This is a genomic window from Virgibacillus sp. M23 (assembly GCF_034190895.1).
Lineage (GTDB): Bacteria > Bacillota > Bacilli > Bacillales > Amphibacillaceae > Virgibacillus > Virgibacillus salarius.
In genome coordinates this window covers 31,339-52,285 of sequence record NZ_JAWDHA010000026.1, presented here as the reverse complement: position 1 = coordinate 52,285, position 20,947 = coordinate 31,339, and the positions used below count along the sequence as shown (strand labels likewise).

Genomic DNA, 20,947 nt, shown 5'->3' with positions numbered 1-20,947 from the left:
TTAGTTGAGGCCGTGCCCGCGGAAAGCGAAGTAATTAGTCGGAGCATTGCCAATATACATCTAACATTTCAAAATAACTACTTGGCTTAACGCAGTCATTGCACTGATTTTATACTTTCTTAACTTTGAACAAAAGGGAGCAATACGCTCTCCCTTTTTGGTTATTAAATAAAACAAATGAATTGCTTTATTTAAATAAAACATTTGTAGATACAAATGAAAAAATCGCTAATATCACCAGAATCACAACTAACGTATAAATTGTTTTTTTAACTCTTGACATATCCACTTACCTTTCCCTTGTTGGTTACACTTACACACGACATTTTCCATCCTTATACATCCAAGCCCCTTTAAAAACAAATGAGATAGCCATATTTGCCTGAGAATACGCACTTGTTTTTGAATGACCTTCTATTTTTCCAAGAAAACTAAAGGGCTTATACCGTTATCGATAGTCTCCTCTTTCCTTCCAATGGATATATGACGTTTACCAGACAAATCAAACAGCTCTACTCGTAAAACAAATGATGGAGCATTCGATCCTTATTCTCAAAAAACTGCCGCATCATAGCATAATGACTTGTCTCTTCTAACGTCGTTTCCCGTATACCCGAATCCGATAATTCAAATAATAGAGACTGTGGATACGCCATAAGAATTGGTGAGTGGGTGGATATAATAAATTGTGAGCCATTTTCTACTAATTCATGAATGCGCGTAAGCATGGACATTTGTCGTAACGGTGATAAAGCCGCTTCTGGTTCATCTAATATATAAAGACCATTCCCTTGAAAACGATGAATAAAAGTTGCGAAAAAGGCCTCTCCATGAGATTGCTCATGTAAAGATTTACCTCCAAAGGAGTCAATAATACGTGGCCCAGCCATTGGCTGACTATCCATCACTTCAATATTCGTTGCTACATTGTAAAACGACTCTGCACGAAAGAAAAAATGATCGATCGGGCGCTGGACACCTTTACTAATCCGAATATAGTTATCTAAAGGTGAATGCGAATCATAGCTGGAAAAGTTAAAATTCCGCGTACCTCCCTCTGGATTAAAGCCTAATTCTACAGCAATTGCCTCTAACAGTGTTGATTTACCCATGCCATTTTCACCGATGATATACGTAACATTTGGATGAAAATCTAACACTCCCAAATGACGAATAACGGGTAGATCGAATGGAAATGTATCAAAGGAAGGCACTTGCTCCTGTTTTAACTGTAAGCTTTTTAAAAAAGTATTTTCAGATGTTAATCTAGGCATAGGGAATCACCTCTGCATAACGAGCCCTTTTTCTTTTCATTTTAGCATCCCAAGCTACATTTAGCGATAGCCATCTTCAACGTAAAAAGAGCTGCCCAAAAAGCAGCTCTCCTCCGACATAACTGAATATACAATTCAACATTCTTCTAAGTAAACCTCTTTCACACACAAATTCTTCTCCCGAAGAGGTTTCCAAATAGGTTAGTTACTGTATTTACATAATGCCTCAGCCATCCTCCATGGCATTCATTATTCTTCCGTAAATTCATGTGCTGCTAACGTGGTAGCCAGTTGATCTTCCACTTCTCTAATCGTTGCACTAGAACCCACGTAATTATTTACCATGATGGAGAAAATAAGTGGCTCCCCATCCTTCGTTGTAACATAGCCAGAAAGGGTGGATACCCCCGTTAACGATCCTGTTTTTGCTGTCACATTTCCTTTTGCCGGCTCTGATGTCATTCGATACCGAAGTGTACCTCCAACTAACCTTTCTGCTTCACCTGCAACCGGTAATGACTCCTTATAAGCAGCGAACCAGTCCTCATCCTGTACGTTGTAAAGCAATTCAGCAAGATCATTTGCTGGAATCATATTCTTATGCGACATTCCAGAACCATCCCGAAGTAGTATCGTGTCTTCATCTACACCAAAATCGGTAATAACGTCTCCGATCACCTGCAGCCCCTCATCCCAGCTGCCTTCATCGTTTATTACTTTTCCCATTTCCTTTGTCAGCACTTCACCATGCCCGTTATTGCTTAGTTTCATAAACGGAATGAGTAAATCCTTTAATGGCATTGACTGTTTAGATGTTAGGAGCTGGGCATCTGCCGGTGTTGCTGCAAACGTATCCTTGGAGTTGCCAATAAAAGAGATCCCCTGTGCTTTTAATGATTTTTTAAATACATCGAGCGCATATCCAGTTGGCTCCCATACCGATACCCACGACCTAGACGCTGCACCTTCTACTGGCATCGTCCCCTCAACAACTACCGTATTCGATCCATGCTCTCGCTCAATCGAAATATCCCTCGGCTCTCCGGCATCCACCATTTTCGTGTTATTTTTAATCGTTATATAATCTGTCTCTGGCGTAACACGTATTTCCGCTTTTCCTTTGGCAGTATCTTTCGCAGTTGCTTCTACAATTACCGTACCAGCATCGTAGTCTTCATTTGGTGACAGGGTTAATGCCGAGACCTGTGCACCTGTATAAAATGGCTCATCAGACCAATTCAGATCCTGCGAAAGACGAACGTCATCATACCATGTATCATCACCTACAAGATCTCCCTTAATTTTCCGAATTCCTTGCTTCTTTAAATCCTTAGCAAATTGAACAAAATCCGTTTGGAGGAGGGTGGGATCACCCTTTCCTTTTAAGTATAGATTTCCATGTAGTACCTTCCCTCTTCGCTTACCATCCGTTAATATCTCTGTCGCAAATTGGTAGTCCTTCCCAAGTGTTTCTAAAGCTGCTGCTGCCGTTAGTAATTTCATGTTAGAAGCCGGATGTAGTCGAATGTCACCGTTCTGTTGATAAAGTAGTTCACCAGTATCTGCACGCTTAATGCTAACACCCGTAACCGTCCCTTCCAGATGCTCATTCGCTAGTATAGCGGAAAGCTTTTCATCCAACGGAGCATCTTCATCCATTTCTGCCGCTGTTATATCTTCGGATGCTTTTACAAATAAGGGCTCCTCCTGTTTCAAAAATGGGATTATCGTAATAAATAAGAACAAGAGGAGCAAAAATCCTTTCTTCATGTGATTCTTCCAATCCATGAGCTTGTCCACATCCCCTCATTTTATTTGAATATTTTAATTATACAGTAAAATAGTGCATTTATTAGAAATTTTATAAAAAAAGCTTCCATAGACCTAGATAAATAGGACCTTATTTATCCCTTCTACAGTCGCTAAGAGCTCCGCATACGCTTTTTCCATCAACGATACGAACCCGATCGATTCAACAATGATACCTTTGAAAGAATGCAAAGGTAAGTTTCACTGTATCACACTAATCGGGCTTTACGAGCAATTGACCGCTCATTTATCTTTCATGATTCCATCGAGAAGCTTAAAATGTGGACCTTTCTTCCCGATAATTCGGCTTAAAAAACGTGTCTTAGAAAGAAAAGGAATGTCATGTAATTTATGTTTCATTACCATATCATCTGAGACAGGTTTCATAAGATAAAAGGTTATAACATGACAAACAAAGGAAAAGCCCATTGGTTTCTACTAGATTTTTATATACAGAAGATTGTCGTTTTATAACCTATTACCCTATCATATACATAAGCTTATGGAACGACGGACCACAATACTTTAATTGGAATTTATTTTATTTTATAGGTTAGCATCGTTACAATACATAAACAATTAAATTTCTTACATAATCGGTTATAACTATCCTAGTGCGAATATCATTAGCGATTAATCGCGGAAACTAAAGTGGTACAATTTGACCTCTAATCTCCCCTGCAGGATTTTGTTCAGTATGAGCATTTACATACGTTAGTTCTCGTTCCATAGAATTTATTAAATCCTCTACAGTCCTTATTCCTACCTCATTTGGTACAATGTCATCATCAGTAATAATGCCAGTAACAACCCCTCTTTGCGTCGTAATGCCATTTTGTTCCTCAAGCGTTTCTAGGTTAGCCCCAAATAGGAAAACTACTACTGGTCCATTTTCTCCACGTTCACCAAAGTGAATATGAGCCTGAATGAAATTTCGAATGTTCCGAACATCTAGCGAAAACTTTACTTTAGTTCTTCTTTTATTTACTACAAATTTTGCACTACCAAAAGCGTTAGTCTTTACCGGGGGGACTTCGTTATCTCCCTTCAATCTAGCTTTAAACGTTTTTAGCATGTTTTCACCTTCCTTCCATATAATTGCTATAGTTTATGTATGGATATATGGTCTGTATAGTTTTAAAACCTAATTGTTGGATGTATAGTAACGAGCCAGGTCACGCGGACATTAACTGTCAATGAAGGAACCAAAAGGCTAGCTTCTCAATTTTAATACTTGGGAATTAGAAATTCTGTAAAATCCGCATTTTCCTAATACATCATGTTGTCAAAGGAAATGTTAAAATTAGTTGCTTACATAATTTTATTTTGTTTAAAAGCCCGTAGGTTTAGCTTCCCTACAATAGGTGTCACTGAATATGGGTTTTCATCATGTTTACTTATTAACATATTTTCCATCAATGCGCCCATTGTAGGGTCCATAAGCCATAACATCATTTTTCAATCATGAATATCCCTCCTCTTGATATACGTTTAAAATGCCTCACGTAGTGAGGTTATGCAGTTCTAGACGGAAAAATCTTATCATTATCAGCGTATAACCAATCATAATAAAGCCTTCATTCATAGGTTATAAGAGAAGTCTATTTATTAGGGTCCAATCTAAAAATGTCACAGTATGGTGGTGGATTTGCGCTAGTTGTTGTGTTGTTTGTCGTTCTAATTATTGTTGGTGCTGGATCATTCGGCTATGGTAGTTACGGCTAATAAACGTAAATAAGAATTAAGACGAAATAAAGTAACCCAATTTAACGAATAATGATAGCCATGTTTGTCACTCCTACTATGTAGAGAGTGTTGATATAAATTTAATTTTGTTTATCCCCCACGGATGGTTAGTACCACAAGTATGACCTAAAGACTTTTGAACCAATCGGACATTTACTGGCAGTCGATCCACCACTTACCAATTTTGATTTCATTCTATTGCTTGAGGTGGGGGTCTTACTGTCAGTTATATGCAGGATAAAAGGAGGGATATGAATGTCATTCGGATATGGCGGTCAAGGCTATGGTGGCGGTTACGGCTGCGGCTATGGTGGTGGCTACGGATACGGTGGTGGATTTGCACTTATTGTTGTATTATTCATTCTATTAATCATTGTAGGAGCTGCAGCATTTGGACACAGTTATTAGAAAGTTTTAACGTAATAAATCGACAATTGAAGAAATGATGATGCTGACTTACATTTTATTTTTGTCAGCATCTTTTTTATGAAAACTTTCCAATCAATTACACCTACTTGGATATGTGATCATACCCTAAAAGATAATTCTTTTATCAAATAAGGGAGATGGTTTTTTTGTATCCATTTTATAATTACAGAGTAAGCAATTGGGAAGCTGTTTTATCTTTGTTGTACCATAGTTTGTATGCTGAAGAAATGGTATGTGCTATGAGTAGCGAGTTATTCCATATACCGGAAACAAAGGATTTAAAAGGGAACAACGAAATGCATAGTCACCTAGTCCCTGCATCCTATCATCGTATAACCGCAGTGGGATCATCTCAAAGACTTACGAATGGTGAGCAACGGCAATCTATTATTGACACATTAATAGCTTGTATAATTAATGCGGAGACGCAAGATAAAAAAGTACGTGAGGGCTTAGATACGATGGCTGAAAATGCGCCAACTGAATATAAATCCTTTATGGAAACAATTATCATATGGCAAGAGCAGGCAGAAGCGTATTTAAATGAAACAAAAGAAGCTTTACAATCAATGGGAATTTCTGTTCCATCAGAAAGCGAACAGTATAGTTCATGAGGTTGGTCTTAGTGACTAACCTTTTTGTTTATATATAAAAATAATTGCGGAGATACAAGGGGTAGTATTTATTTAAAACAAAAGGAGCCTATACTTTTCCTTCTATACTCTAAATATAGAAGGAACAAAAGCGGAAGCTCCCGAATGGAAACGTAGCGACTGGAGTGAGTCAACGGAGATAAAAGAATGAAAGGTGATTTTAATCCGTTTTGGAGTATTACGTTGATTAATTTGCATTTTATAATTTTGAAATTCCCTTTATTTTAGCTGCATCATTTAATGTGGAGAATTGGGCATGTACCACTATTAAATTGCCAACAATAAGATGATATTTTAAATTTATTAGTTATATTTTGTAACATTTGCCTATGGGATGAATATTTTAGGAGTGAGGTAATATAGGAAGGAATGATACAATGCACTATCAACATGAAATGGATCACCCATATCAACACTATGAATCACCATATGAACCAGGCTATGATTCTCCATACATGGATCATAATACACACAAAAAACAAATGTATGAATTATGTAATAAATTTCATTTATATTTTGTGCAAATTCAAGCAATAGATGGGCAAATGTATGATGGCATTATTGAAGATGTAGATGACGACAATGTAACATTGCTCATGCCATATGGTGATATGGACAGAGAAGAAGGAACGGAACGCCAATACGGCTTTGGGTATGGTGGATATGGCGGATATGGCGGATATGGTGGATTCGGTTTTCCTAGAAGGTTTCGTCGTTTTAGACGGTTCCGATTTCCATTTTTCCGACTACGTCGTTTATTTTTCCCATACTATTATTAATATTTCCCTCCGAATTGTTAATCCTTTCGAAAAAGATGCCTCTTTCATAAGTTGATAAGAGGCATCTTTTGATGATTAAAATCCTTCGATGTGTACTAGTAATCATTATTCATACTCGACTTTTTAGAAGGGTTCTTTTATTTTAAATAAAGAATAATGATGTCAACAATACAAGGGAAACAATAGCAAAGAAGGGAAAAAAGAACCCTGATACACCTGAATCAAGATAAATTCCTTTAGGAGTAACATCCTTTAGAACACCACGATAACATTTCCCATAGTGATCTACGACCTTAACTGGCTTTCCATAGTATTTACAGGCTTTTTGATAAAAGTAATCAGCTTTCATCGAATTCCTCCTTTCTTACCAATACAGTATTATCATATTCTAAAAGATTCTAACTGTATGGATAAGTGAAGGAGGGGTTAAGTACAAATAAGTATCCGCTCATCAAACGGGCTGTTTAAGTTTCGCCATATGAAGGACACTTTACCAACGAGAAGCTGGGACAAAACACAACTTCTTTACTCAAAATACGAATAATCATGTTATCAATAGGAGTATCATCGCCGCACCGTGAAACTATACGCGCTTTTCGCGGGCACGGCATCAGCTAACTTAGTAAAGAAAAACACGTTACCAAGTGGATCTTTGGACTCGTGCTGTTCCCTCCGGAGTCTCGCTTATTTCAGGTGCTAAATGAATGATTCTAATTAGAAAACGAATTGTTTCTTCATTCTTTTGTCTCAGCCTCTAATTTTATAATTTCCTCACTAGCGATCATTACATTTTGAAACTAAAGCCAAGCAACATACATTTCCTCAAGATTGCGAATATTGGTAATTCCAACTATAAAAATTCATGAAAAAACCTTATAATTAGGGTATGGTAGTCCTGTCCAAATCCCTAACTATAAGGAGTTCACATAAACAATCCTACCATTAGATTCAAAAATTATACAAAAAATGATTGAACACGCACAACTCGATACAGACTTGGCTGGGAATACATTGAGTTTTGTAGTCCTCATTCAAAAAAATACCTAATGTGTAAGAATTAGCTCCCAGCTTGCGTTACTTAAAGTGAAATCAAAAAAGGAGGAATAGAGATGATAAAAATTGGCGCTGTATTTATCCCTGTAACCAATATGGAAAAATCTGCTCAATGGTATCAGGAGAAGCTTGGGTTAAATCCTATTGGCGCTTGGCCAGATGGTAATGGAGCAGATTTTTATTTTACAGAGGAAAAGCAATATGTAACACTTATAAAGGTGAAAAAAATGCCACCAACCACTTTCCCTGACATTACGGATTTTCAGAATTCCTACTTCAATTTTACAACTGCTGATGTGCATGCATTACATACTGAATTAAAGCAAAAAGGTGTGCATGTTTCCGAGGTAGAGGATCATGGAGCAATTACTGGCTTTGACTTTTATGATCTAGATGGCAACACGTTTAGTGTCATTATAGATAGCTAGTATGAAAAGGGACAAACCAAACGAAATATAGATAAGGAAACTCTGAACTCCATTCGATATACGAAGTTATGTTCGAATAATAGTTCAGAGTTTTATCGTTTATTCTTTGGAAATGATATTTGTTTGTCTTAATTGAGCCCTTCTGTAAATCTAGCTTTTCTTTACGGGTATTAATATCGTAAATTCTGGCTCCTCTTCGATTTTATCCATCTTGTATAGCTCAACATGGGTTAAATGACCGACAGGGTTCTCCTCATACCCTTGGCTTTGAATCCATTCATAGATATTTTGGTAGGAGCGATCTATTGCCTGTCCTTTTTCATGATCACACGTTGCATATGTTAGCTCAGGTAGGGTTACAATCTCCATACCCGATGGAATCTTTTCCACGTCAGTCACTTCCACGACAGCATAATGGATGAAACCATTCGAAGCTGGATTTGCATGATAAGATAATCCAAAGAAACGATCTGGCTCCAATGCATCGACTATTTCATGTACTCGCCTTCGCAATTCTCTTTGCAGATTTCGAATTTCTCCAGCGGCCGCTCCAACAAATGTACCTTCCCATTTTAGACCAATTGCTGTAAACCCAGCTTTTGTCAATAGCTTCGCCTCATTAGCCTGCTTATCCCTCAAAATTATCAACCCTTTCCTAATTTTCTAACTAATTATATACTAATAGTGTGACAGGTCTAGTCTATATTTCCAACTATTTTCGGGAGAAGGGGGGCTACATTCTAACAAGCATGCTTACAGCTTAGTGATGTTTAAATACACTTCCTTCGATCAACCCTTGATGGGGCTAGCAGTCTTACTTTATTTCACGAACAAATGCTTAAGCTGGAAAGGAAAATCGCATCTATGAAATTCTACATAGCTTCTAGTTTTAAAAACAAAGAGCACGTACGTTACTTAGCAGAAGGGCTCGTCCATAACGGGCATCTACAAACATACGACTGGACACAGAATACCCGAGCAACCACAGAAAAGGAGCTACAATTCATTGGCAGCAAAGAGAAGCAAGCAGTTGTAGACTGTGATGTATTTATTATGCTAGTACCTGCAGGAAAAGGGAGTCATATAGAATTAGGCATTGCGGCGGCTTTGGAAAAAACAATCTATATCTTTTCAGAAACAACCATACTCCCAGAAAAAGCAAGTACCTTCTACTATTTACCTTTTATCCATAGAAGACAGGGACTACTGAAAGATTTTCGGAACGAGCTAATAAAAAGGAGCTGATCGTTTGCTAACATTCTTCCGCTATAATTGGCAGGTTCGCGATGAATGGTTTGATTGGTGTACGCAAATTTCTCACGATGAACTGGTAAAGCAACGAATTGGTGGTGTAAGAAGTATTTTGGGTACGCTCTTTCACATCATAGATGTGGAGCAAGCGTGGATAAACGGATTAGCTGGTAAAGAAGAATACCATTATGACAAAGAAGAATTTACCACCTTAGAGGATATAGTAACATTTTCCCAAACTTGTAGGAGACAAATTTTACCTTATATCGAATCGTATCATGCTGGTAAAGATTATAAGCCTTGTTTTGGAATGTTTACCCACGGGGAAATCATGCGTCATGTCATTGCTCACGAAATCCACCACGTGGGACAATTATCTATCTGGTCGCGCGAGCTAAATAGGGAACCCATCACTGCCAATTTAATACGAAGAGGACTTTATAACACAGATAAGCAGTAATACTATTGTTTATCGTAATTGTAGAAGGCGCCATTTATAAAGACAACAAATAGTTAAAGTGAAAAAGAAGATCATGCCGCTAATACATTATCACTAATTGGCGGAAAAGTAGAGCAAGAAGGCAATACGGATACCATACTTGAAACGACATTACGTAGAGAAATTACCGAGGAGGTAGGAATTTCTGTTAAGCACCCTATATAAATAACAAGCGCCTCCTTTGTAACCGATACAGGTATCCATGTTGTAAATATAGTATATCTATGTGAACATCAATCTGGTGAAGCAATTGCGAAAGATCCTAACGAGATAGCTGCTGTTTATTGGATGACAACCGAGAAGATCATCCACGAGTCCACGATCCCAGGTTATGTGAAAGCTTATATTAAGCAAGCAGATCGCTTAAAGCAAAAGGTGATAACCAAAACAGAAAAGACATTCGAAACGTAACTACTTTTGTAATCGATTATCTCACGTATAAGATTTGAAGCAGCTGTAAGGGGATTGCTACACAACTTTCCCTTAAGCTTTCATTATTTATAAGAGAATAGTCATATACGAGCTATAGAAGGGATTGTGTGTACGTGATACTAACAAACGAAATGGCTTTGCGGATCGAACAAGCTGAGATTGATACACTCCAATCTAGATTAACTGCTATTTCCCACATCCAAGGAAATCCAATGGATGCTGACGTAAAAACATTTGGAAATGCTACTGCATTTACTGCTACCAAAATTCCTGGCCCTTCCTTTAATACAGTGAAAGGACTGACTGATAATGATAGCGACCATTTAGAGAAGATAATTGACTTTTACCAGCAAAAGAACATTCCGTTACAATTCGAACTAACTCCAGCCCATGTGTCAAATGTTGTATTTGATGCACTTGCTTCCAGAGGCTTTTACCAAAAAGGATTTCATACCGTTCTTTATGGAGAAACGGCGAAGCTTAAACGCAGACAGTTTCCTGATATTACTATCAAACCAATACATATAGACAATTTTAATACATTTGCACATATTTATACAAAAGGATTCGCAATGCCTGATTTTTTAAACCCCTTTATTGCAGAAAATAACGCTGTTTTGCACAAGGTGCCTGGCTGGACGTTTCTACTTGCTAATAGCAGCAATACACCGGCAGGAGTTGGTGTACTATTTACAAAGAATACGATTGCGAACTTAGCTGCCGCAGCAACGCTTCCTACCGACCAAAATAAAGGTGTGCATCAAGCCTTACTTCAACGACGTATCCAGCTTGCAAGAGAGGCAAACTGTAAAATCATCGTTGGTCAAGCCACATTTGGTAGTGTGAGCCAGCAGAACATGCAAAAAGTAGGAATGACCATCGCATACACCAAGTCAATTTGGCGGAAGAAATAATCTCCTTATAGAAATAGGGATCATTTAACAGAATCCAGCATACTTTCAGTTAATAAGATTGTTGAGAGGTGTGATATCGTTGCATAAAACGGTTGTATTGGTTTATCTAATGCTTTTCTTAATAGTGTTTGCCGCGTGTGAAACGGACAGTAAAGTGAAAGAAGACAGCGTAAAAGCTATAAAAGGGAATGATGAAAATTCAACAACTGCATTAAATGAAGCATATAATGATTGGGAGCTTACTCCAATCTTTGAGTATCATACGAAAAGTAAGGATGGTGAAGATTTAACTTATGAAGTTATCGGAAAAAAGGATGCATTTGGTATAACTGGTCCTTTCCCAATCGTATCTAGTAAATCACAAAAATATTTTTGGTTTTATTGGGGGCAAGAAAATATTAAAAATCAACCAGTAGAAATAATGGCATTAAAAAAAGGAGCAAAAGATTTAATTAAGGTGTTTTCTGGAGAATTCTACAGCGGAGCACAAATTAATAAAAACGAAGTTAATATGCCATCAAATTTATTATTCCCATCTCCCGGAGTTTGGAATGTACTCATTTTTATAGATGATGAGCTTACTGGGAACATTGTCGTAGAAGTAGTATCAACTGATTAATTACGATGAACTGTAACATATTTATTTAAATACATATTTAAGACAGCTTACTATCCCCACGGAAAGAATCGATCTATTACATAACCTAGCTACCTTCCAACAACAGATAGCTAGGTATTGATTTTTTTCAACTAATAGACTCCAACAGCATTATAGGCTTGTTCGACAGCTGCCACCGCCTCTGATTCGTCTCCATATAGATCCGTCGCCGCTTGTATAGCAGCTTGACGCATCATGCTAAAATCGGAATTACTTGTTAAATAAAGGGATAGGGCGCGATAATAAATTTGTTCTGTTACATCACGGCCAACTCCATTCACTTCAACATCGTAATGCTCTCCTCCCTCTGAAACTAAATAAGCTGCTTTATTATTAATACTGCTGTTTATATGAACGCCACCATTATCTAATGGTCCTGTATATCTTCTATCCCAATGATCTGGATAGGGCTCCTGTGTGCGTCTTTCAATCAATGCCGTCGGATCTTCCATTGATCGCAAGGCCATCGTTCCATCTGCCATAATTGCATCACCGATTAGCCAATCATCCCGATCAACCATTGCCCCAAATATATCTGCAAACGATTCATTCAAGGCGCCAGACTGATTACGATAAATTAATCCGGCTGTATGCTGAACAACACCATGGCTCATTTCATGAGCAGCAACATCAAGTCCTCCTGCTAACGGATGAAAACGAATGCCATCTCCATCCCCATAGGACATCTGCCTCCCATTCCACGATGCATTATTCCAGTTATGTCCGACATGAACCGCTGATATTAAAATTTGACCATTGTCATCTACAGAATTACGATTAAAGGTATCCAAATAATAATCATATGTTTTTTGTGCATTTGCATGAGCATCGACGGCTGATCCATCCCGGAACATCTTATTTAGACTTGTTATGTCTACATTTGTACCTGTTGTATGATCATACGTTACTACCCCATCACCACGAGTAACATCAAATAGCCTGTACATCCCATTAAATGCCTGAGCCTCAAACATCTGTTTATCACCAAACACGCCTCTTCCAAAAGCAGTAACATGATGAGCAGCATTATATGAATCGATAATGCTACCATTTGACGCGTCAACAAAATAATGCCAAAACCCTACGGAAGGCTGTGTAGTAGAAGCCGTAACAAGATACGTGTCATAAAATTTTTCCTTATATTCATATAAATATCGTTTTGCATCTACTTCACCATCATAATCCTTTACTTCCCCAATTTTCTTTTCAATATGTGCTTTAGCAATTTCTTTTGCTTTCGCTGCTGATACCGTCGTTTTTTCTGTCACATTTTTCGTTTCTATTTCAGGAATAACCTTACCGAAATACGCAGTAACGTCTTTATTTTCATCTAATGTAATTGTCTGATCCGCGCCAAATATAGGTATGCCTTTATACAACTGCTCTAGCTTAAAGTGGGTGGTGCCTGTTTCCCGATCTATTTGTTCATTTGTTATGTTAAAATTAATATGCGAACGATCTGTTAATCGAAAGTGTTCTTGATTGGATTCCAAATATGAAAGGACAACCTCTTTTTTAGATAGACCACTTGGTGCCTGCCATTTTTCAATAATATACGAGGGGGTATCGTAGGAGTTATCTATGTTTATTTTTGTTTCTTGCGCATGAATCATAGTGCTATGGGTAATCATTCCAAATGACAATGGAACCGCCAGTGTCAAAGCCATCCATTTTTTCTTTAATTTCATACCTACCATCCTTTCCATCTTTCATAAATTAGCCGCTGCCCGGAGCAAGCGGAGCGGTTCATCCTTCACTCCCTTTCTGCTATTAATTATGAAGTCTACACCCTCTTAACTCTAGTAAATTTTAAAAATGAATTGCTAGAATCTTAAGTGTAGAAACTATTATAGATTAATAGACTCGATAAATTTGTCGAAACCCGTAGCTATGTTTATGAATAATAAAAAATGATTAATATGTACTGATTTCTGTTTACTTATACATAGGAGTTAGGAATGAAATCCATTAGAAAAGAAGCTGATTTCGTTACTTTTTTCGAGGCTAAATAACTACCCTTATCGGTCAACGAAAAGAAACCTCTGTTAAAAACGATTCAAACCTCCTAATAAAGCTACGGTTATTATAAATAATAGCTAAAATGTTATAACTTATTCACTATAAATCCGAGAAAAATTAGCGATTATACTCCATCATTCGTCTTGACCCTTCATTTGTTTGCACCTTTTTCCTCAGTTTATTTGGAAAGCAAAACAGAAATAGTTTTTATTTTTTCAGCAATAAAATAGAAGGAAATTCTGCAAAATAACTCGAAATAGATAGATGGAAGGAAGTGAAAGCGATGTTAAAAGGAAAACATTTCTATCTAAGGCCGTTTACCGAAGACGATGTGACCGAATGCCTGAATCTCGAAAAACGGAACCGCTCCTTTTTTGCAGCCTATTCCATAGAAAGAGAAGAGGATTTTTATACAGAAGAGGCTCAGCTTAAAAGAATTCGGCAAGCGATAAGTAGACAAGCGAAAGAAGAGGAGTACCATTTTGGGATGTTTCTAAACGAAGAGGACAAGCTAATTGGTACGATTAATTTGTTTCAAGTAAAGCGGGGACCAGTACAGTGTGCACTTATCGGCTACGTTCTTGATAAATCTCATAATGGCAAAGGATACATGACCGAGGCGGCTAAGCTTGTAGTAGATTTCTGATTTAACGAGCTGAAGCTCCATCGGATTGAAGCAGGAGTTATGCCACATAATATCGGATCGATTCGTGTATTAGAGAAGGCAGGATTTCATAAAGAAGGTATTGCCAAAAAGAATGTGAAAATAAACGGAAAGTGGGAAGACCATCAAGTATTAGCTATCATCAATCCAGAAGATATGTAGGAACAAAAGCGCAGATCGATTATCGTCATGCGCTTTTGTCAATTCGACGTTTCCTCAAAGGAAATTCCTTCTACTTTTTCTGACGATACATGATGCTTTATATGAATTCGCACACCAAATTCCTTATCTCCTTCTCGTAGCCACAGCTTAAATTTTTCTATTTTTGAGTCATCCTGTTCTTCATTGCCACTGTATAAATAATCAACAATCTCGGCATCTGGATATTTAGCCATCGTTGCTTTGACAGCCATTTTACCCCACTTTGCATAGGCAGGAACTTCTTCAACAACAGCTGCAGCAGCTTGTTCTGTAGGAATTAGAGAAGTCGCCCCTGTAATAAGCATCAACCCACTCAAGCTAACTGCCATAAAAAATGTATGCATCGGTCCATCCTCCTTTATACATTTAGAATGTGAAGAATTTGTGAATTTATACGTATCTTGATTTGTGAACTTCGAACACGTTTACTGTGAACTTCAACGAATTTTATTTAGTATAATAAATGAATAGGTGATGAAGGGGAGGGAGCAATGAACATGACAACTATTTGTTTAATTAGACACGGGGAAACCGATTGGAATGCCGCGGGAAAGCTCCAAGGCAAAACGGATATTCCATTAAATGATACTGGTAGAAAGCAAGCTATGAAATGTGCTACATATTTAAATAGCGAAGATTATGATGAACTGATATGTAGTCCATTACGAAGGGCGAAGGAAACTGCAGAAATTATAAATAAGCAACTACAATTACCATTTAAAATAATGGAAGCGTTCAAGGAACGATCTTTTGGAAAAGCAGAAGGAATGACCATCGCAGAAAGGAATGAAGCTTATCCTGATCGCAACTTCCCTAATCAGGAAGAGCGGGAGGATTTTCAAGCACGAGTAATGGGTGGTATTGCAAAAGTGAAGGAGCAATACCCTAACAAACGGATTTTATTAGTTGCACATGGCGCTGTAATTAATGCGATACTCTCCGAGCTATCTGACGGGGAAATTGGTTCTGGTAAAACAAAGCTTATGAATGGATGTATTAGTAATATTCATGTTCAGCAAGATGATTGGAAGGTTCGTGACTATAATCAAACAGAACATCTCTCCTAAGAAAAAAGCGCAAGCGCTCGATTAGAAACGTAGCGACTGGAGTGAGTCAATAGAGATAAAGGCTTCAAGTTGAAGCTTGCGAGCCAATGATGACTTATCGTAGGGGGTGCCCGCCATGGCGGCACCCCCTATATTTGTGTATGTTAATCAATTATCAATGTATCTTCCTTCATTTTTGTTTGTTATTTCAACGTTTGTATTGTTGTTATATCCAAATACATATACATTGTCTGAATTTCCATTGACATAGATTTCATAATAATTTTCAGGCTCATCTTCAAATGTGACTTTTCCATAATATGTTCCTTGTTTCCAGTCGTATAAAATTTCTTTTTCTTGAATGTGACTTTCATAATTATTTTCATTAATATATGAATCTATTGTTTCAGATACTTCTTTTTTCTTAATAAAGAGGTTCATGAAAATCACTCCTACTATAAGTAGTAACAAAACCATAACAACTATAATAATATATTTAGTTATTTTGTTTTTTTTAGTTTTCTTACTTTTCTCTATTGACATAATATACCTATCCTTATATTTAATATGATTTACAAAAAATGGAGGTGTTTATTTTGTTAAAAAAATTGGGGGTATTGCTTGGTTTTGTTTTGTTTGCATCTTTTTTTGTTTATTCTAACACATCTTTTGCAAAAGATGTGAATGATGAAGGTACTGATTTGTCTAAAGAGAATTTTGATGAATTAATTAAGGTTTTGTGCTTCTTATTAAATATGTGCTTCATTCACTTACACTTTTTACGGTTCTAGTCGCTAAATTGCTTTTGTTCTTTTCTCCTTAACGTTCAAGTGCCCAATAAATATGCCGGCAAAAATGAAAACGGTCAGCTACTACAATTGGTTTTCCTAATGCTTGGTCCACGGCTGCTTTAAATGAAGGGCTCGTATCCATAACCACCACTTCTACTCTTTGCCCATGCTCTTTCAAGTAAGTCTCTACTGTTTCTTTTTCCTATCCGGCAATATCTCCAGGGGTTTCCGATCCACCGGATCGGCAATAATGGTTTGGTATTTTTCTCCGTCTGAATCTCCCTTATATTCATCAATAGCGATTACAGAAGGTAACTCTTTTGTTTCCTTCAAAAACTAGATCCCACTTCATTAACCTACGCATTACAGTAATTGCGGAAATGTTAAATGGATAGGCAATAGCTTTAAAGTTTTTTCCACATGAATTAGCTCCAATGCAATAGCTTGTTTTAGTTCTTTAGACTACCGCTGATAGTGGTCTACTTATGAGTTATTCTCATAGTAACGTTTTTCATAATCCGATTGTTCACATTTATAGCGACGCTTACGGTAAAAAATAAGTGTTTCTCTTACAAACAGTTTTGAATGCCGGATCTTTTGAGTACGGTAATCATGCACCTTTTTTGTAAGCACATTACATACCGGACAACGATGGGGCTTAGCATCCAGTTCCGCATGGAGCTGAAAAACTCCACCATTTTCAACTGTTTTTTTAATACGAAAGGCTTTTCAACCGGGTGAAGACATGTTAAAGTTCACTTACACGCAACTCCTTTTGTGTTTGTTTTGTGGGTAAAACAAGTCTAACAAAATTCGGAGTTTGCGTGTTTTTATTCAGCTGAATTTTCTCAGTATCCCAACATATATTTTAGAGCCAAAAAAATAACCACCCAGCCGGTCAGCTCCTTTGAACAAAACCGACTTCTTTGACCAGCTGTTGGAGAACTTTTGGAGACAAGGATCGTTGTAGTTCCTGTGAAAAGAGAGTCAGTTCATCTGAAATTTCACGACTCATAAAAAAACACCATCCTTTTCCATATATTACTGAAAGGATAGCGCGTTTTCCGTTTTGGGGGTAGTCATTTGAATTAACTTGATGGGCATGTGGTAGGACCCCAAAAACAACATTTTAATCTGCTTGTAACAACACTATAAATCACCATTGTTTTAAATATTTAAAAACTAAGAATTGTATAATTAAAAAGAATCAGTACCCATTCTTTTAGGCAAGGCAAACTAATCTGTTTTTACACTAACGGTCATATGGTAAAATAACCATAAATAGAGTTGTACTCGCTAGGGTGGAGTTGTTTGGCGACTTTTTCGACTCGCCGTTTAACAGCGTGATTACTGATTCCTAAGCGCTTGGCGATATTTGTCGTCAGACTTTTCTAGTAAATCTGGAAAATGTGAAAGAACCGAAACTTCATAAACTGCCCTGTTCACAAATAATAACTAATAAATTTTTATTTTTTCATGAAAGATACTCTTTTATATATATAAGTCATTATATAAAGGAGGAAAATACAATGAAAACAGAAAAAAAAGAAACTTTGCAACACATTGATCCTCGAGTGGAATTAGTGTGTTATAAACATGAAAACTGCTGTTTTGAGAAAGGTTGCCCGGGTGAACATAAAATCATTAATAATAAACTTATCTTTAATGGTCGATGTTGCTAAATTATTAAAAACACTTCTTAATCTGAGAAGTGTTTTTTGCGGCGTTAAGACAGAAAGGCAATGCTCTTCTCCTGACATATAAGAGCATTTTAGCTAGGGATTTAAACAAAGGGGCTGGGACATAACTAGCCTGGAGAAGTAAAAAAAGAGATTCCAGTTATCAAAAATAGATAGCTGGAATCTTTTTCATTCTCATAAATACATGAATTTTGTGTTATGGCGGTGTACTTTCTTAAGTTCACCGCCATAAAGGCAAATCCTAATTCATTTTCCACTTTCGAATTGCCTCTCACCGACATTCGAGTGAAACGCAAATTGGCCTTCAAAAATCCGAAGACAGGTTCTACATCTATTTTTCGTTTACCATAGATTTTTCCTGTTTCTTCTTTTGAAAGCTGCTCTCTTATATATGCTTTTTGCTGTTCCCATTGCGCATTGTAATAAATCTTTCGATTCCCTTTTGCTTTGGTACATTGGTCGCGTAATGGGCATCTAGAACAATGTTCACATTCATAAACATGAAAGGTTCGTTTGAACCTGGCCTTATCCTTTCTGTTTGATAGGTAATGAAAGGATACTTTCTTTCCATTTGGACAAGTAAAAAAGTCTCCGTCTGAATCGTAGTCCCAGTTGGATACATGGAAAGGATTTGTTTTATATTTCTTTTTCTTTTCCATCCGATAGGAATTATAAGTAATCAGTGGCGTTCTTTTTCTATGAAGTACATTACTGTAATTTTGTTCACTACCGTAACCTGCGTCGGCGACAATATGCTCGGGCAATTGAAAGTACCTATCTTCAATACTATCGAGAAAAGGAATAAACGTGCGAGTATCCGTAGGATTTGGAAATACATCGTAGGCTAATGTGTATTGACCTTCGGTCGCAATTTGTACATTATAACCTGCTTTAAGTTGACCATTTTTCATATAGTCATCTTTCATTCGCATAAAAGTGGCATCATGATCTGTCTTAGAATAACTATTGCGATCGCCTAAGATTGCCATATCTTTTTGATATTTGTGTTTACGAGCTTCAAAATCTTGGAATTGTTTACGGTATTGCTTGGGTTCTTTTCGTTCGGAACGAAGTTGTTTGCGTTCTTTTGCTTCTTTGCTTTCTTCGATTGCTTTATCATATTTTTCTACTTTTTCATCTAGCTTATTAACCACTTCACTGAGTTCTTCCTTTGAAAGTTCATCGGAACTTTCCCTTTCTATTTCAGGGATAATTTCTTTTTCCAGTAATTCCTCATACATTTGATTCGACTTCTCTATTAAATCGGTGCTGTATTTTTCAATGGATTTTTTCCATACAAAGGTAAACTTATTGGTATTTGCCTCTATTTTCGTACCATCAAATCAAAACCACCAGTGTGAACTGGTGGTTTGCTCTGCGGCTGAAAGCCTTTGTTACCGGCCTCGGCCTTAAAGGCCCACCGAACGGGTCTCCCATTTGCACCACATTCACTCACTGATTCTAAAGAATCTTCTATTTCTTCTTATTTTTTTGGCCTGTAAACGGGTCGTACTCTTCGAATAATGTTAATTGATCACCCATGAAGTCTTCTCTAAGCTGATTTCTAATGTATTCTTGTATTTGCCTTCTATTTCTACCCACTGTATCAGCATAGAAACCTCGGCACCAAAACTTTCTATTGCCATATTTGTATTTTAAATTGGCATGACCATCAAAAATCATCAAACTACTTTTACCTTTTAAATATCCCATAAATTGAGACACACTTATCTTTGGTGGAATACTTACCAACATGTGTATGTGATCTGGACAGTCGTTAGCTTCATGAATGGTTACACCTTTCCTTTCACATAAATCTCGAATAATTTGACCTATACTCTTTTTATACTTTCCATAAATAATTTGCCTTCTGTATTTTGGAGCGAAAACTATATGATACTTACAATTCCACATTGTGTGTGCTAAACTATTCTTGTCCTTCATTGGACACGCCTCCTTCTTAGGTGAGATTTAGTGGTCGGGAAACCAACTTTATCTTACCATGAAGAGAGGCTTTTTTTGACCCCACGCTTAAAGCTTTCCGGAACCCCTGGCACAGCCAGGGGTTTTCAAAAACATTAAAAAAAGTGATACGCCCTAAATTGGCGTACCACTTAGTTACTGGGTTTTTTCCCAGCCCCATTATCGTACATTAAGGAATTAATATGAGCAAAAAAGTAACAAATTAACAGATATTATGGTTAGGGAGAAATCGTTAAGATTTTAACAAGTAATGTTTGATTTAAGCATCCTTACGATTATGTCCGTTAACACACTATTTTAAGCTCCATTTCTAACATTTTCTAACATCCTAGATTTTTAAGTATAGTATTCAATTATTTAAAATAATTGAATACTATACTACCTATTATTACTAACAAAGCAACTATAATCATAAAACCAGGACTACCAAACAATGCTCTGTCAAATACATCTTGATTGTTATCTTTATCGTTTCTATTTCTTCCCATAAAAAAACACTCCTTCTAATTAATCTTTTCTAATCATTCAATCTTAATATATTTCTTCCAAAATGTTAAATATATTTGTCAATTATAATTATAAATTTTATTTTAATTTATCTAAATTTATTACATTATT

24 protein-coding genes and 2 pseudogenes are annotated in these 20,947 nt (G+C 36.9%); 12 read left to right on the top strand and 14 right to left on the bottom strand.

The features are described from left to right. Positions 1-512 precede the first annotated feature (512 nt). The 3 genes from RVS70_RS11830 to RVS70_RS11820 all read right to left on the bottom strand — a co-directional run bounded on the left by RVS70_RS11830 (position 513) and on the right by RVS70_RS11820 (position 4,158). Positions 513-1,274: an AAA family ATPase gene (locus RVS70_RS11830; RefSeq protein WP_026681913.1), complete on the bottom strand. Its 762-nt coding sequence runs from the start codon at positions 1,272-1,274 to the stop codon at positions 513-515. 249 nt (positions 1,275-1,523) lie between these two features. Beyond that, positions 1,524-3,062 (bottom strand): D-alanyl-D-alanine carboxypeptidase/D-alanyl-D-alanine-endopeptidase, encoded by a 1,539-nt coding sequence (gene dacB, locus RVS70_RS11825; protein WP_321133412.1) that lies wholly within the window; start codon positions 3,060-3,062, stop codon positions 1,524-1,526. Positions 3,063-3,729: 667 nt separating this feature from the next. Continuing rightward, entirely contained in the window at positions 3,730-4,158 is a 429-nt protein-coding gene (locus RVS70_RS11820; protein WP_121604176.1) for a CHRD domain-containing protein, read from the bottom strand. A 551-nt stretch (positions 4,159-4,709) separates the two neighbouring features. Here RVS70_RS11820 and RVS70_RS11815 point away from each other — a divergent pair. From RVS70_RS11815 to RVS70_RS11800, 4 genes are all read left to right on the top strand, one after another. Further along, complete coding sequence (locus tag RVS70_RS11815; protein WP_166530617.1) at positions 4,710-4,808, top strand: YjcZ family sporulation protein; 99 nt, start codon at positions 4,710-4,712, stop codon at positions 4,806-4,808. A 276-nt stretch (positions 4,809-5,084) separates the two neighbouring features. Continuing rightward, on the top strand, positions 5,085-5,237 hold the full coding sequence (locus RVS70_RS11810; protein ID WP_080668705.1) for a YjcZ family sporulation protein: 153 nt from the start codon (positions 5,085-5,087) through the stop codon (positions 5,235-5,237). Between the two features lie 158 nt (positions 5,238-5,395). Further along, complete coding sequence (locus RVS70_RS11805) at positions 5,396-5,872, top strand: hypothetical protein (protein ID WP_371413987.1); 477 nt, start codon at positions 5,396-5,398, stop codon at positions 5,870-5,872. Between the two features lie 416 nt (positions 5,873-6,288). Next, positions 6,289-6,690, top strand: coding sequence for a hypothetical protein (locus RVS70_RS11800; protein WP_321133409.1), 402 nt, complete (start codon positions 6,289-6,291; stop codon positions 6,688-6,690). A gap of 142 nt (positions 6,691-6,832) precedes the next feature. On the opposite strand, the gene RVS70_RS11795 is transcribed toward RVS70_RS11800, so the two are convergent. Then, positions 6,833-7,039: a DUF2642 domain-containing protein gene (locus RVS70_RS11795; RefSeq protein ID WP_034679890.1), complete on the bottom strand. Its 207-nt coding sequence runs from the start codon at positions 7,037-7,039 to the stop codon at positions 6,833-6,835. A gap of 760 nt (positions 7,040-7,799) precedes the next feature. On the opposite strand from RVS70_RS11795, the gene RVS70_RS11790 reads away from it, so the two are divergent. After that, the gene (locus RVS70_RS11790; protein WP_121604178.1) at positions 7,800-8,171 is read left to right on the top strand and encodes a VOC family protein; all 372 of its coding nucleotides are present in this window, start codon (positions 7,800-7,802) and stop codon (positions 8,169-8,171) included. A gap of 150 nt (positions 8,172-8,321) precedes the next feature. Here RVS70_RS11790 and RVS70_RS11785 read toward each other — a convergent pair whose 3' ends face one another. Beyond that, complete coding sequence (locus RVS70_RS11785) at positions 8,322-8,810, bottom strand: GyrI-like domain-containing protein (RefSeq protein ID WP_121604179.1); 489 nt, start codon at positions 8,808-8,810, stop codon at positions 8,322-8,324. Positions 8,811-9,035: 225 nt separating this feature from the next. Between RVS70_RS11785 and RVS70_RS11780 the strand changes: the two genes are divergently transcribed. The 4 genes from RVS70_RS11780 to RVS70_RS11760 all read left to right on the top strand — a co-directional run bounded on the left by RVS70_RS11780 (position 9,036) and on the right by RVS70_RS11760 (position 11,886). After that, entirely contained in the window at positions 9,036-9,416 is a 381-nt protein-coding gene (locus RVS70_RS11780) for a nucleoside 2-deoxyribosyltransferase (protein ID WP_281949818.1), read from the top strand. A 4-nt stretch (positions 9,417-9,420) separates the two neighbouring features. Beyond that, a complete protein-coding gene (locus RVS70_RS11775) occupies positions 9,421-9,882 on the top strand; it encodes a DinB family protein (RefSeq protein ID WP_281949817.1) in 462 nt (153 codons plus the stop codon). A gap of 584 nt (positions 9,883-10,466) precedes the next feature. Beyond that, positions 10,467-11,267 (top strand): GNAT family N-acetyltransferase, encoded by an 801-nt coding sequence (locus tag RVS70_RS11765; RefSeq protein ID WP_321133403.1) that lies wholly within the window; start codon positions 10,467-10,469, stop codon positions 11,265-11,267. 79 nt (positions 11,268-11,346) lie between these two features. Next, positions 11,347-11,886, top strand: a complete 540-nt coding sequence (locus RVS70_RS11760) for a hypothetical protein (protein WP_281949815.1) — start codon at positions 11,347-11,349, stop codon at positions 11,884-11,886. A gap of 131 nt (positions 11,887-12,017) precedes the next feature. On the opposite strand, the gene RVS70_RS11755 is transcribed toward RVS70_RS11760, so the two are convergent. Beyond that, positions 12,018-13,613, bottom strand: coding sequence for a M4 family metallopeptidase (locus RVS70_RS11755; RefSeq protein WP_321133400.1), 1,596 nt, complete (start codon positions 13,611-13,613; stop codon positions 12,018-12,020). A 614-nt stretch (positions 13,614-14,227) separates the two neighbouring features. On the opposite strand from RVS70_RS11755, the pseudogene RVS70_RS11750 reads away from it, so the two are divergent. Continuing rightward, positions 14,228-14,770, top strand: a pseudogene (locus RVS70_RS11750) (GNAT family N-acetyltransferase). Between the two features lie 38 nt (positions 14,771-14,808). On the opposite strand, the gene RVS70_RS11745 reads toward RVS70_RS11750, so the two are convergent. Continuing rightward, positions 14,809-15,153 (bottom strand): DUF3889 domain-containing protein, encoded by a 345-nt coding sequence (locus RVS70_RS11745; RefSeq protein WP_205389343.1) that lies wholly within the window; start codon positions 15,151-15,153, stop codon positions 14,809-14,811. Positions 15,154-15,306: 153 nt separating this feature from the next. Between RVS70_RS11745 and RVS70_RS11740 the strand changes: the two genes are divergently transcribed. Then, positions 15,307-15,876 (top strand): histidine phosphatase family protein, encoded by a 570-nt coding sequence (locus tag RVS70_RS11740; RefSeq protein ID WP_026683043.1) that lies wholly within the window; start codon positions 15,307-15,309, stop codon positions 15,874-15,876. A 147-nt stretch (positions 15,877-16,023) separates the two neighbouring features. On the opposite strand, the gene RVS70_RS11735 is transcribed toward RVS70_RS11740, so the two are convergent. The 4 genes from RVS70_RS11735 to RVS70_RS23390 form a co-directional block, all read right to left on the bottom strand. Next, positions 16,024-16,398, bottom strand: a complete 375-nt coding sequence (locus RVS70_RS11735; protein WP_228089175.1) for a DUF3139 domain-containing protein — start codon at positions 16,396-16,398, stop codon at positions 16,024-16,026. A 276-nt stretch (positions 16,399-16,674) separates the two neighbouring features. Further along, positions 16,675-16,824, bottom strand: coding sequence for a transposase (locus RVS70_RS11730; RefSeq protein ID WP_228089176.1), 150 nt, complete (start codon positions 16,822-16,824; stop codon positions 16,675-16,677). An 8-nt stretch (positions 16,825-16,832) separates the two neighbouring features. Beyond that, positions 16,833-16,979: a hypothetical protein gene (locus RVS70_RS11725; RefSeq protein WP_228089177.1), complete on the bottom strand. Its 147-nt coding sequence runs from the start codon at positions 16,977-16,979 to the stop codon at positions 16,833-16,835. A gap of 150 nt (positions 16,980-17,129) precedes the next feature. Continuing rightward, complete coding sequence (locus RVS70_RS23390; RefSeq protein WP_414617177.1) at positions 17,130-17,315, bottom strand: transposase family protein; 186 nt, start codon at positions 17,313-17,315, stop codon at positions 17,130-17,132. A gap of 860 nt (positions 17,316-18,175) precedes the next feature. Here RVS70_RS23390 and RVS70_RS11720 point away from each other — a divergent pair. Next, entirely contained in the window at positions 18,176-18,328 is a 153-nt protein-coding gene (locus tag RVS70_RS11720; RefSeq protein WP_228089254.1) for a hypothetical protein, read from the top strand. Positions 18,329-18,421: 93 nt separating this feature from the next. On the opposite strand, the pseudogene RVS70_RS11715 reads toward RVS70_RS11720, so the two are convergent. The 3 genes and pseudogenes from RVS70_RS11715 to RVS70_RS11705 all read right to left on the bottom strand — a co-directional run. After that, a pseudogene (locus tag RVS70_RS11715) lies at positions 18,422-19,686 on the bottom strand (IS1182 family transposase); the annotation flags it as partial. A gap of 133 nt (positions 19,687-19,819) precedes the next feature. Beyond that, complete coding sequence (gene tnpA, locus RVS70_RS11710; RefSeq protein WP_321133392.1) at positions 19,820-20,290, bottom strand: IS200/IS605 family transposase; 471 nt, start codon at positions 20,288-20,290, stop codon at positions 19,820-19,822. 392 nt (positions 20,291-20,682) lie between these two features. Beyond that, positions 20,683-20,817 carry a hypothetical protein gene (locus tag RVS70_RS11705; RefSeq protein ID WP_255637860.1) on the bottom strand — a complete coding sequence of 45 codons (135 nt, stop codon included), beginning with the start codon at positions 20,815-20,817 and terminating at the stop codon, positions 20,683-20,685. Positions 20,818-20,947: the final 130 nt, after the last annotated feature.